A 12,272-nucleotide genomic window follows, 5' to 3' on the forward strand; every position below is an offset into this window, starting at 1 on the left:
ACGGTTCGCTTACCATAATCGGTCCAGTCTCTTTGGGTGCTCCGGTCCGCTTGGAACGGCAGCGGCCCGAGTGACCCAATGTTCCTTTTCAGCACGCCGAGCACCCGCGAGACAACGCCCGCCAATCCTGTCGTCAGCGCCATCAAGGAAGGCGCGGACAAGACCGGCGTCGGCTTCGACTATCTCCTTAAGACGGCGCAACGCGAATCCTCGCTCGAACCGGATGCGAAGGCGCGCACCTCGAGCGCGACCGGGCTGTTCCAGTTCATCGAGCAGACCTGGCTGTCGATGATGCGTCAGGAGGGGCCTAAGCAAGGCATGGCCAACTATGCCGGCGCGATCAGCGACGACGGCAATGGTCGGTTGACGGTGTCCGATCCGGCATTGCGCGAGAAGATCCTGCAATTGCGCACCGATCCGCATGTGGCGACGGTGATGGCGGGTGCACTGACGCAGAAGAATGCCGAGCAGCTCGGCCAGGCGCTCGGGCGCCAGCCGCAGGCCGGCGAGCTCTATATGGCGCATGTGCTGGGTGCACGCGGCGCTTCCGACCTGATCCGCACGGCTGGTAGCGATCCGACTCGCGCCGCGGCCCGCGATTTCCCGGAAGCTGCCGCCGCGAACCGCTCGATCTTCTACGACAAGGCCGGCCGGGCCCGCAGCGCCCAGGAGGTCTACGGCCTGCTCGCCGCCAGCCATGCCAACACCCAGGTCGCGGCGACCACCGGCGCCATGCTGGCGCAGGCCCGTCCGACGGGGGCGGCCACGACCGCCACGGCCTATGCGGCCGAGCCGCCGGTCGTGCCGATCGCCGCCGCGCTGGCGCCGGGCCGGGCCAAGGGGCTGATCGGCCTGTTCTCGACGGAAGGGCCGCGCACTCCGGTCTCGAAGGCGGTCGCCAATCTCTGGACGACGCCGCGCAGCGGCGGCGCATCCCGCACCATCGATGACGATCCGGCGACACGGTATTTCCCGCGCGTTGGCTCGACGGCAGGCGAAGGCAATGCCTCACCCGCCGGCAAGGCCGCCAAGACCGACAGCGCGAGCGGTACGAGCACTACGGCCACCGTCAACACGCCGCTGCCGCCGTCGCGGCCGCGCGACCTGGCTGTGGCCGATACGCAGACGGCTGCCAGCGAAACACCCGCTACCCGCAAGCCGCGGCGTGGGCCGCTCGATCTCAGCCAGTTCATGACCCATGGGAGGCGCGGATGATCGTGCGCCGCTTCCTGCTCTGGGCTCGCACCGCTCCGGCCGAGGCGCGGGCGCAAGGTGCCGCCGCGCTGGCGGGAGCCTATCTGCGCTCGGCGATGTCGCCCGAGGACAGGCGCGAGGCCGAGACGGCGCTGATCGCGCTGGTCGACGATCCCTCGCCATTGGTGCGCCGCGCGCTCGCCGAGGAGCTTGCTGCCGCCCCGCAGGCGCCGCGCAATCTGGTGCTCGGCCTGATCGCCGAGCAGAGCGACATCGCGGCGCTGCTGCTGGCGCAGTCACCCGTGCTGACCGAGGCCGATCTGGTCGATGCCGCGGCGATCGGCGATGGCCTTGCCCAGCGCGCGATCGCGCAGCGGCCCTGGCTGGCGCCGGGCATCTGTGCCGCCTTGGCCGAGGTCGGCTGCGAGGAGGCGCTGGTCGCGCTGCTCGCCAATCCGACGGCGGAGCTTCCCGATTTCTCGCTGGAGCGCATCTTCGCGCGCGAGGGCACAACCGGCGCAGTGCGCGAGGCCATGCTGGCGCGCGACGATCTTCCCGCTGGTCTCCGCCAGGCTATCGCAGCCGAGGTTTCCGATACGCTCGCCGCCTTCGTCTCCGGCTGCGGCTGGCTCACCGAAGAACGCAGCGCCCGGCTCGCCCGCGAATCGACCGAGCGGGTCGCGGTCGCGCTCGCCGCCGGCGGCGAGGCGAGCGATGCCCCGGCGATCGTCGACTGCCTGCGCGAGAATGGCCGCCTGACGCCGGGCGTGATCCTGCGCTCGCTGCTGAGCGGCGAGCCGGCTCTGGCCGAAGCCGCGTTCGCGGCGCTCTCCGATCTGCCGCTGAAGCGCGTGCGCGCGCTGCTCTGGGACCGGCGCGGCGCCGGCCTCAAGGCGCTCTATCGCAAGGCGGCGATGCCGGAAGCGCTGCTGCCGGCCTTTGCGGCTGCCGTCGAGGCGCTGAAACAAGCCGGCCCAGGGCAGCACAGCGCGGGCGGCATCGACCGCCATCTGCTGGCACAGGTGTTGATCGCCTGCGAGGCGCTGGAAGGGCCGGGGGCCAATGCGCTGATGGCGCTGCTGCGCCGGCTCGATGCGGAAGCCGCCCGGGACGAGGCGCGGCTGCTGGCCGATTCGCTCGCCGACGATGCCGCGCTGGCGCTATTGGTCGAAGCTGATCCGAGTTTCCTGGTCGAACTCGAGCTGGACGAGCTGCGCGACGCCGCCTGAACGAGCCGCGCATCAGCGCCGGTCCGCTTGACCGGCCGCTGGCATGCTGATTGCCTGAGCGCCGCCGTATCGCCAGGGCTTCACCATCCCGGATCGACGTCCTGCTGCAGAGCCGGATCCGATCAGGTTGTTCCAACCTGATCGGTGAATCCGTCTCTTCCTTTTAGTTTGGAGACCGTTCGCCGATCGGCTTGCGGTGCAAGCTGATCGGAACGGGCTCCAGGGAGCCTGAAATGCCGACACGTCGCGCTTTCATCGCAGGCACGGCTGCCGCCATTGCGGTCAGCAAACCCAATATCGGCCGTGGCGCCGACAAGAACGTCATCAAGTTCGTGCCGCAGGGCGATCTCGCTGTGGTCGATCCGATCTGGACGACGGCGACCGTCACCCGCAACCATGCCTTCCTCGCCTATGACACGCTGTTCGGGCAGGACGAGAGCTACAAGGCGCAGCCACAAATGGCCGAAGGCGCGCTCGCCGAGGCCGATGGCAAGAGCTGGACGATCAAGCTGCGCGAGGGCCTGAAATTCCATGACGGCACGCCGGTGCTGGCCAAGGACTGCGTCGCCAGCCTGAACCGCTGGGCCAAGCGCGATTCCTTCGGCCAGACGCTGATGGCGCAGACCGACGAACTCGTCGCAGTCGACGACAAGAACCTGCGCTTCCGGCTGAAGAGGCCGTTCCCGCTATTGCCCGATGCGCTCGCCAAGATGACGGCCGCGGTGCCGGTGATCATGCCGGAGCGGCTAGCGAAGACCGAGGCGACGACGCAGGTCACCGAGGTGATCGGCAGCGGACCGTTCCGCTTCATCGCCAGTGAGCGTCAGGCCGGAAACCGGTCGGTCTACGAGAAATTCGCGGGCTATGTGCCGCGCAGCGACGGCAAGCCCGGCCGCACCGCCGGGCCGAAGATCGTCCATGTCGAGCGGATCGAATGGCACACTTTGCCTGACCCGGCGACGGCGGCGGCGGCCTTGCAGAGCGGCGAGATCGACTGGGTCGAGCAGCCCCTGCCGGATATTCTGCCGTTGCTGGCGAAGGATCCGAAGCTCGAGGTCGCGATCAAGGAGACCACCGGCTCGATCGCGATCATGCGGATGAACCATCTGCATCCGCCGTTCGACAATCCGGCGATCCGCCGCGCCGTGCTGATGGCGATCGACCAGGCCGAGTTCATGGAGGCGGTCGGCGGCCCAGACAAGGAACTGTGGCGCACCGGCGTCGGTCTGTTCCCGCCGGGCACGCCGATGGCGAACGATGCCGGCATGGAAGTGCTGAACGGTCCGCGCGACATCGCCAAGGTCAAGCAGGCGCTGGCGGCGGCGGGCTACAAGGGCGAGAAGGTCGTCCTGCTGGGGGTCACCGATCTCGCCAATCTCAAGGCCGAATGCGAGGTCGGCGCCGAGATGCTGAAGCGCATCGGCATGAATGTCGACTACCAGGTGATGGACTGGGGCGCCGTGGTGACGCGCCGGGCCAACAAGGAGCCGCCGGGCAATGGCGGCTGGAACTGCTTCTTCACCGGCTGGAACGGCATCGATATCCTCGACCCGGTGGGCCACATCTCGCTGCGCGGCAATGGCATGGCGGCCTGGCCGGGCTGGCCGGTGGCGCCGAAGATCGAGGCGCTGCGCGAGGCCTGGATGGAGGCCGCGGACCTTCCGGCCAAACAGAAGATTGCCGCCGAACTCCAGAAGCAGGCCTTCGAGGACGTGCCTTACGCTCCGCTCGGCCAGTACTTCCAGCCGACGGCGTTCAGCCGCAAGCTCACGGGCGTGCTGCCGAGCTTCCCGACCTTCTGGAACGTCAAGCGCGTCTAGCTAGCGTAGCTCTGACAAGAAGGCCGCCGAGCAGCAGGCAACCTGCCCGCAGCCAGGCCGCAAGCGCCTGGCGGCCGAGTTCCGGTGTGAGCTGGGCTGCCGGAGGCGGCAGGCCGAGCGAGCGCAGCAGCTGGTCGGCGAGAAGCGCGAGCGTGAGGACCGCAATGAAGCCGGCGAGCGCCGCCAGGAGGCCGCGCAGCCAGTATAGGGCCGGCAGTATGGCAATGGCTGGGGCGGCGGGCGAGCGCATCGTCTGGTCCTCGGCGGGTCTGCTGCGAGGACGGGCGAGGATCGGCCTTGCCGACATCGCGTCGAAATTTTTTTGAGACGCTGCGCCCGCAGGGCTGCTAGGCGCGTTTCGACATGGACAAAGCCGGCAAATCGGCGAATGTCCCGTTATCGCCACGCTTTCCTGCGAAAACACTCCCCATCATGACCATTCACGATCCCGCCGTTCCCGCGCTCTCCGTCTGGGTTGCGCTGGAGAGCCCCACCCATCACGTGCCCGGCGTCAACGGCATGATGGACCTCGTTGCGAAGGAGGTCGAAGGCCTGCCCATCGCCGTCGAGCGCATTCCCGGCCGCAATGGCCTCGGCGACAATCTGATCCTGCGCGCCGGCGTCCGGAACGGCGACAAGGCGATCGCCTTGATGTCGCATCTCGACACGGTCCATCCGGTCGGGACCAGTGCCAAGGATCTGCCGGTGCGCGTCGAGGGCGACCGGCTCTACGGGCCCGGCGTCTACGACATGAAGGGCGGCGCCTGGCTGGCGCTGCAGGCCTTCAAGGATGCCGCCAAGTCCGGCACGGTGCAGCGGCCGCTGGTCTTCCTGTTCACCCCGGACGAGGAGATCGGCTCGCCGACCTCGCGGGACCTGATCGAGGCTGTCGGCCGCGAGGCGATGGCGGTGCTGGTGACCGAGCCGGCACGCGAGGGCGGCAAGATCGTCACCGCGCGCAAGGGCGTCGGCCGCTTCGAGGTCAAGCTGGAAGGGCGGCCGGCGCATTCGGGCTCGCGCCATCAGGACGGCCGCAACGCCATCCGCGAGGCGGCGCACCAGATCCTCGCGATCGAGGGCATGACCGACTATTCGCGCGGCATCACCACGACGGTGGCGCTGGTCGGCGGCGGCACGGCGGCGAACGTCATCCCGCAGCATGCCTGGTTCAGCGTCGACTGCCGCGTCACCACGGTGGCCGACGGTGTCGCGATGGAAGAGCGCATCCTCGGGCTGAAGACGCATGATCCGGATGTGAAGCTGGCGATCACCGGCGGCATGAACCGGCCGCCTTATGAGAAGTCGCCTGAGGTTGCGGCGCTCTATGAGCAGGCGCGGGCGGTGGCGGCGAAGGTCGGCTTCGAGCTGCAGGATTGCCCGATGACCGGTGGCGGCTCGGACGGCAACTTCACCGCGGCGCTCGGCATCCCGACGCTGGACGGGCTCGGCATCGACGGCGACGGCGCCCACACCTTGCAGGAATATGCGCTGATCTCCTCGATCGCGCCGCGCCGCGCGCTGATCAAGGGGCTGCTCGAGACGCTTTGATTCCCTTCTCCCCTCGGGGGAGAAGGTGGCAGCGCGAAGCGCTGACGGATGAGGGAAGGACGGCTCACCCAGTCGAGCCGCCCTCATCCCCCTGCCGGGACCTTCTCCCCCGAGGGGAGAAGGAAGACCCCTTCCGTTAGCCGGACAAATCCGCTCTGATCCGTCTCAAGGCCGAGAACCCGGCCGGAGCGGAGGAGTGCGGCATGAAGGGCTGGATCGCGGGTGCGCTCGCTGTTGCAGGCATGATGGTGACGGGAATGGCGCAGGCGCAGGATCTGATCGTCGAGAAGAAGGTCTTCGATCTGCCGAGCTACACCACGCAAGGCGGGCGCACGCTGAAGAACGTCAAGGTCGGCTGGGAGAGCTACGGCACGCTCAACGCCGACAAGTCCAACGCGATCCTGATCTGCCATTTCTTCTCGGGCAATTCGCACGCCGCCGGCAAATACGCCGCTGCCGATGCCGCGCCCGGCTATTGGGACGCGATCATCGGCCCGGGCAAGGCGATCGACACCAACAAGTATTTCGTCATCGCCTCCGACACGCTGGTGAACCTCAACACCGGCGACCCCAAGACCACGACCACTGGCCCGGCCTCGATCGATCCGGATACCAACAAGCCCTACGCGCTCGACTTCCCGGTGGTGACCATCGGCGATTTCGTCAATGTCCAGAAGGCCCTGGTCGAAAGTCTTGGAATCAGGAAGCTCGTCATGGTCGCCGGCCCCTCGATGGGCGCGCTGCAGACCTATGAATGGGCGGCGAGCTATCCCGACATGGTCGGCAAGGCGATGGCGGTGATCGGCGCGGCCGAGGCTGACGCCCAGCTCATTTCCTGGCTCGACGTCTGGGCGGCGCCGATCCTGGTCGATCCGAACTGGAACAAGGGCGACTACTACGGCAAGACGCCGCCCAATGCCGGCCTCGCCAAGGCGCTGACCGTCGTCACCCTGCAGGCCAACCACAGCGACTGGACCAACGGCACCTTCGGCCGCCGCCCGGCCAAGGAGGGCGAGGACCCCGCCAAGGCGCTCGGCAACAAGTTCCAGGTCCAGAGCATCCTCGACAATGCCGGCGAGGCCCGCGCCAAGGTCTCGGACGCCAACCACTTCCTCTATCTGGTCAAGGCCAATCAGCTTTACGCCGCCGGCGGCAAGTCGCTCGCCGACGCGATGAGCCGGATCAAGGCGCCGCTCTTGATCATCAGCCAGCCCAAGGACCTGGTCTTCCCGGACGAGATGATCCTGCGCACCGTCGCCGAGGCGAAGAAGGCCGGGCGCGACGTCAGCCACGCCACCATCCAGGGCACGCGCGGCCATCTCGACGGCGTGATCTCGATGAAGCAGGCCGAAGCGACGGTGAAGGCGTTCCTGGAGAAGTGAGGAGGATCGCTTGAGCGCGCCGGTCGTCTCGCTGCGCGAGATCACAGCCGAGACCGTACGCACGATCTGTGAGCTCGAGCCGCATCAGGCGCAAAGCGGCTTCGTCGCGCCCAATGCGGTCTCGATCGCGCAGGCCCATTTCAACCCGGCTGCGGTGTTCCGGGCGATCTATGCCGGCGAGGAGCCGGTCGGCTTCATCATGTGGCGGCCAGACGATGACGGTGGGAGCTGTTTCCTCTGGCGCTTCATGATCGACGGGCGTCACCAGGGCAAAGGCTACGGGCGCGAGGCGATCGCGCTCTGGCTCAAGGGCCTTCCTCAGCAGGGATACAAGCTCGCAACACTGAGCTACGTGCCCGGCAATGGCGGGCCGTACGCCTTCTACCTGGCGCAAGGGTTTCGGGATACGGGCGAGACCCGCGCCAATGGCGAGAGGTTGATGGAGCTGGCGCTGTAGAAGCGCTTAGGCCGGGATTGGTTGCGCAGGCGCGTCGAAGACCGTTTCGATGAGACGTTCGAACGGGAAACCGTGCTTCAGCGCGTAGCCTTCGATCATGTCGGCGAGATAAGCGCGCCGGCCGAGCCGGATGCGCAGCTCCGCATAGGGGCTCACAACGTCGATCTCACGAAGCGCGGCGCGCCCTATCTTCTCGTCGATGACGGTGATGGCGTCGGCTGCCTTGAGCGAGTCGGCGAGCAGCGTGTCAGACACGATGCCGGTGCGGTGGTCATGGGCGGCGATCGCCTGCTGCGCCTCCAGCGGAATGCGATCGCCAAGCCATTCCACTGCCATCGGGCCGTGTCGGCTCCAATCGCCGCGAACCTCGAAGAAATCGAGATCATGGCAGAGGCCGACCACCTCCCAGAGCTCGGCCGGCTGCGACAGTGCCTGTGCGAGCTTGCGCATGACATGGGCGACGACGCGCGAATGGTTTGCTCGTGGCGCATCGCCGAGATGCTGCGCGACCAGTTCGTTCGCCTCGGCAATGCTCAGCATGCGAATTCCTACGCAGTCTCGAGGCCTTGAATGCCGATCATAGTGCAGATCCCGGGCTATCCGGCAAAGCGCTCGCGATAGGCCTGCGGGCTGGCTCCGAGCCGGCGCAGGAAGGCGCGACGCAGCGTTTCCTCCGAGCCGAAGCCGCAGCGGCGGCCGGCCTGCGCGACGGAGAGGCCCTGTTCGAGCAGGCGGCGCGCCGTCTCGATCCTGATCTCCTCAACGGCGCGGGCCGGCGTGCGGCCGGTGGCCTGGCGATAATGCCGGGCGAAGCTGCGCAGGCTCATATTCGCCTCACCGGCGAGCCGCTCCAGCGAGAGGTCTCCGCGCAGGTTCTCGACGATCCAGCCGTGCAGGCGGTCGAAGCGCTCGTCCTTCTCCTGCAGCGTGAGCGCCGCGCTGAACTGGGCCTGGCCGCCGGGGCGCTTCAGGAAGACGACGAGCTGGCGGGCGATGGCGAGCGCCGGCTCGCGGCCGAGATCGGCTTCGACCAGTGCGAGGGCAAGGTCGATCCCGGCGGTGACGCCGGCCGAAGTCCAGACCTCGCCGTCGCGGACATAGATCGGATCGGGTTCGAGCCGTACAGCCGGGAACATCGCCCGGAATTCGGCGCAGCGGCCCCAATGCGTCACGGCGCGCCTGCCATCGAGCAGCCCCGCCGCGGCGAGCAGGAAGGCGCCGCTGCAGACCGAGGCGATGCGCTGCGCAGCCTCGGCACGTTGCCTGACCCAGTCGACGAGTGCCGCATCGCGGCAGGCGGCGTTGACGCCATAGCCGCCGGCGACGACCAGCGTGTGCAGCGGTGCATCCGGCTCAGGCAGCGGCGCTGCGCCGAGTTCGAGCTTCGCGCTCGTGACGATACGGCCTTGGGCCGCGACGACTGCGGTCTCATAGGGCAGGGGCCCGCCGGCGAGATGAGCGAGGTCGTTGGCGGTGGCGAAGACCTGCAAGGGCCCGGCGACGTCGAGCAATTGCCCGCCGGGAAAGGTGAGGATCTCGATGCGGCGCATGTTTGGCCTGAAGCGAGGGATGCTTGGCAGTTCGGCCAGAGCTTTGCGCGCTAGGGTGTTCCCGTCAATCAGGAGATCGGTCCCATGTCCCTCAGCTTCGGCATTCTCGTCTTTCCGCAGGTCCAGCAGCTCGACCTGACCGGCCCGTATGAGGTCTTCGCCTCGGCCAAGGGCGCGCAGGTGCATCTGATCTGGAAGGACACGGCACCGCTGAAAGCCGCGACCGGGCTGACACTGACGCCGACCACCACCTTCGCCGACTGCCCGCCGCTCGACGTGCTCTGCGTGCCGGGCGGAGCCGGGGTCAATCCGCTGCTGAACGATGAGACCGTTCTCGCCTTCCTGCGCCAGCGGGCAGGGCAGGTGCGCTACCTCACCTCGGTCTGCACGGGCTCGCTGGTGCTTGGCATGGCCGGGCTGCTGAAGGGCAGGCGCGCGACCAGCCACTGGAACGCGCACGACCTGCTGGCGCGCTTTGGCGCCATCCCGACCGAGGGGCGCGTGGTGCGGGACGGCAACCTGATCACCGCGGGCGGGGTCACCTCTGGCATCGATTTTGGGCTGACGGTGATCGCCGAACTTCTCGGCGAGGAAGAGGCGGAACTGATCCAGCTCTCGCTCGAATATGCGCCGCAGCCGCCGTTCAAGGCCGGCACGCCGCAGGAGGCGCCCGCTGCCATCCTGGCTGCGGCAAGGCAGCGCCTTGCCGGCTCGCGCGCGGCGCGCGAAAAGCTGCTGGCGGCGCTATAGAGTCGCGCCTGGTACGGAGCGAGCATGGCCGAGGATCGCAGCATTCTCCTGTTCTCCTATGGCACCTTGCAGCAGGAGAACGTCCAGCTTTCCTCGTTCGGGCGCCTGCTCGACGGCCATGACGACGCCATGCCGGGCTTTGCCCAGACCATGCTGGAGATCACCGATCCCGAGGTGATCCGCACCAGCGGCAAGCGCTTCCATCCGGTGGTGGCGCCAAGCGACGATCCCGCAGATAGCGTGCCCGGCAAGGTCTTCAGCATCAGCGCCGAAGAGCTTGCCGCGGCCGACCGCTACGAGGTCTCCGACTACAAGCGCATCAGCGTCCGGCTGGCGTCGGGCAAGGAGGCCTGGGTCTACGTCAAGGCGTAGGGCGGCTGCGGCGGTTCGGCTGATGGACAGGGGCCCGGCACGTCGTTATCGACGGTGCCGGGGAGCCTGTCCTTGAGCGCAGCCAAGTCCATCAGAGCGAGAGCCTGGGTCGCGATCGTTGCGGCCTATGTGCTCGTGCTGCAGGGCCTGTTCGGCGCGGTCGTGTCCGGGCAGAGCCTTGCTCCGGCGCTGCTCGACCGCGCCGCGCATCTGACGCTCTGCGCGCCGGGAGCGCAGAGCGCTCCGCTGCCGGGCGAGGAGCCAGCGCCGCATCTGCCGGCCTGCTGCCTGCTCGGCTGCGCCTGGATCGGCGCGGCCTATGCCCCGCCCGACCGGCCGGCACTGCCTGAAAGCGTCGGGCCTCGCGTCACGGTCGTTGGCTTCGACGATCTGACCGAACGGCCATTGCCGGGGCAGGAGCGGCTCGCCGCCCGCCCGAGAGGACCTCCCGTCCGGGCCTGACGCCGTGGCGGCCCTGTGGTCGCCTTCCGTCTTAGTGACCGAATGCTCCGCCAGGCCAGCGCGCCAGCGGCATTCGGCAGGTCCATTTCGGGAAATCCAGCCATGACCGCTCACGCGGATATCCGCACGCGCGCCGATGCCGGCCGCAGCCTTGCCCTGTCGTCCGAATTCAAGGCCTTCATCGCAAGGCTGCACTTCTACGCCGGGCTGTTCGTCGGCCCGTTCATCCTGATCGCGGCGCTGACCGGCACGCTCTATGTGCTGACGCCGCAGATCGAGAGTTTCATCTATCGCGAGCAATTGACTGCGACGACCGCGGGCGAGCCCGCCTCGCTCGCCGCCCAGGCCGAGGCTGCGCGCAGGCATATCGGCGAGGGGCCGCGCTTCTTCGCCATTCGTCCCGCACCCGGACTGGGCGAAACCACGCGCGTGATGTTCGCTCAAGCCAGGCTCGGCGATTCCGAGAGCCGGGCGATCTTCGTCGATCCGGTCTCGCTGGCGATCAAGGGTGACCTTATCGTCTATGGCACCAGCGGCATCCTGCCGTTCCGGACGCAGCTCGATTATCTCCACCGCAACCTGCTGCTCGGCGAGTTCGGCCGCAACTACAGCGAGCTGGCGGCGTCCTGGCTCTGGGCGGTGGTGCTCGGTGGCGTCCTGATGTGGTTCTGGCGGCGCCATCCGCGGGCGGCCGAACGGGCGCGGGCGAACCCTGCGCTCCGGGACCGGCGCTGGCACGGGCTGATCGGGCTGACGCTCTCGCTCGGCCTCGCCTTCCTGTCGATCACCGGCCTGACCTGGTCGAACTATGCCGGCGACCGGATCGACGCGCTGCGGGCCAATCTGGGCTGGGTCACGCCCTCGGTGTCGCTGAAGCTCGGCGCCGCGCCCGCAGCCGACGAGCACGCCCATCATGGCGATCATGGTCCTGCCGTCGGCACGGCGGCTCCCGGCAGCGTCCAGCAGCTCGATGCGGTCTTTTCTGCCGCCAGGGCGGCTGGGATCGATTCCCCGCATGTCGAGATGCGGCCGCCTCGGGCTGAGGGCCAGGCCTGGCTGGTTCGGGAATATGATCGGAGCTGGCCGACGCAGGTGGACACGCTCGCGCTCGATCCGCGCGACCTCTCCGTCGTCAGCCGTGCCGATTTCGAGACTTTCCCGCTGATCGCCAAGCTGATCCGCTGGGGCATCGACGCCCATATGGGCATCCTGTTCGGCTGGCCGAATCAGCTCCTGATGGCGGGGCTCGGCATCGCGCTGATGCTGACGACGCTGCTCGGCTACCGGATCTGGTGGCGCCAGCGGCCGGCGCCGGGCTCGCTGCCGCGCACGCTGGTCCAGGCCTGGCTGCGGCTCGGCTGGCCGGGCAGGGCGATGGCAATCGCCAGTGCCGTGGGGTTGGGTTGGGCGCTGCCGCTGGTCGGCGTCAGCCTCGCGGCCTTCCTGCTCGTCGATCTCGCTCGCTGGCGGTTCGCGCGAGCTGCCTGAGCCGCCATGCGGTCCGGGGC

General features: G+C 68.3%; 13 protein-coding genes. 10 read left to right on the plus strand and 3 right to left on the minus strand.

Annotated elements, in window-relative coordinates:
- Positions 1-78 precede the first annotated feature (78 nt).
- The 3 genes from AC07O0_RS05835 to AC07O0_RS05845 all read left to right on the plus strand — a co-directional run bounded on the left by AC07O0_RS05835 (position 79) and on the right by AC07O0_RS05845 (position 4,243).
- Positions 79-1,215 carry a transglycosylase SLT domain-containing protein gene (locus AC07O0_RS05835; protein ID WP_494620904.1) on the plus strand — a complete coding sequence of 379 codons (1,137 nt, stop codon included), beginning with the start codon at positions 79-81 and terminating at the stop codon, positions 1,213-1,215.
- On the plus strand, positions 1,212-2,423 hold the full coding sequence (locus tag AC07O0_RS05840) for a DUF2336 domain-containing protein (protein WP_494620906.1): 1,212 nt from the start codon (positions 1,212-1,214) through the stop codon (positions 2,421-2,423). Before AC07O0_RS05835 ends, AC07O0_RS05840 begins: the two co-directional genes overlap by 4 nt.
- A gap of 233 nt (positions 2,424-2,656) precedes the next feature.
- Entirely contained in the window at positions 2,657-4,243 is a 1,587-nt protein-coding gene (locus AC07O0_RS05845) for an ABC transporter substrate-binding protein (RefSeq protein WP_494620908.1), read from the plus strand.
- Here the strand turns inward: AC07O0_RS05845 and AC07O0_RS05850 are convergent.
- The gene (locus tag AC07O0_RS05850; RefSeq protein WP_494620909.1) at positions 4,230-4,493 is read right to left on the minus strand and encodes a hypothetical protein; all 264 of its coding nucleotides are present in this window, start codon (positions 4,491-4,493) and stop codon (positions 4,230-4,232) included. The two genes, AC07O0_RS05845 and AC07O0_RS05850, sit on opposite strands and share 14 nt — an antisense overlap.
- A 182-nt stretch (positions 4,494-4,675) precedes the next feature.
- Between AC07O0_RS05850 and AC07O0_RS05855 the strand changes: the two genes are divergently transcribed.
- From AC07O0_RS05855 to AC07O0_RS05865, 3 genes are all read left to right on the plus strand, one after another.
- A complete protein-coding gene (locus AC07O0_RS05855; RefSeq protein ID WP_494620910.1) occupies positions 4,676-5,791 on the plus strand; it encodes a M20 family metallopeptidase in 1,116 nt (371 codons plus the stop codon).
- Between the two features lie 203 nt (positions 5,792-5,994).
- A complete protein-coding gene (locus AC07O0_RS05860; RefSeq protein WP_494620912.1) occupies positions 5,995-7,173 on the plus strand; it encodes an E22 family MetX-like putative esterase in 1,179 nt (392 codons plus the stop codon).
- A gap of 10 nt (positions 7,174-7,183) precedes the next feature.
- Entirely contained in the window at positions 7,184-7,630 is a 447-nt protein-coding gene (locus tag AC07O0_RS05865; protein WP_494620914.1) for a GNAT family N-acetyltransferase, read from the plus strand.
- Positions 7,631-7,636: 6 nt separating this feature from the next.
- Here AC07O0_RS05865 and AC07O0_RS05870 read toward each other — a convergent pair whose 3' ends face one another.
- Together AC07O0_RS05870 and AC07O0_RS05875 are read right to left on the minus strand one after the other, a co-directional pair.
- Positions 7,637-8,170 (minus strand): hypothetical protein, encoded by a 534-nt coding sequence (locus AC07O0_RS05870; RefSeq protein WP_494620915.1) that lies wholly within the window; start codon positions 8,168-8,170, stop codon positions 7,637-7,639.
- A gap of 56 nt (positions 8,171-8,226) precedes the next feature.
- The gene (locus AC07O0_RS05875) at positions 8,227-9,180 is read right to left on the minus strand and encodes a GlxA family transcriptional regulator (protein ID WP_494620917.1); all 954 of its coding nucleotides are present in this window, start codon (positions 9,178-9,180) and stop codon (positions 8,227-8,229) included.
- Between the two features lie 84 nt (positions 9,181-9,264).
- On the opposite strand from AC07O0_RS05875, the gene AC07O0_RS05880 reads away from it, so the two are divergent.
- From AC07O0_RS05880 to AC07O0_RS05895, 4 genes are all read left to right on the plus strand, one after another.
- On the plus strand, positions 9,265-9,930 hold the full coding sequence (locus AC07O0_RS05880) for a DJ-1/PfpI family protein (protein WP_494620919.1): 666 nt from the start codon (positions 9,265-9,267) through the stop codon (positions 9,928-9,930).
- Positions 9,931-9,954: 24 nt separating this feature from the next.
- On the plus strand, positions 9,955-10,302 hold the full coding sequence (locus tag AC07O0_RS05885) for a gamma-glutamylcyclotransferase family protein (protein WP_494620921.1): 348 nt from the start codon (positions 9,955-9,957) through the stop codon (positions 10,300-10,302).
- A gap of 72 nt (positions 10,303-10,374) precedes the next feature.
- Entirely contained in the window at positions 10,375-10,764 is a 390-nt protein-coding gene (locus tag AC07O0_RS05890) for a hypothetical protein (protein ID WP_494620923.1), read from the plus strand.
- A 102-nt stretch (positions 10,765-10,866) separates the two neighbouring features.
- Positions 10,867-12,252 carry a PepSY-associated TM helix domain-containing protein gene (locus AC07O0_RS05895; protein ID WP_494620925.1) on the plus strand — a complete coding sequence of 462 codons (1,386 nt, stop codon included), beginning with the start codon at positions 10,867-10,869 and terminating at the stop codon, positions 12,250-12,252.
- Positions 12,253-12,272 lie beyond the last annotated feature (20 nt).

The sequence above is a fragment of the Allobosea sp. GW821-FHT10B12 genome (genome assembly GCF_059415545.1).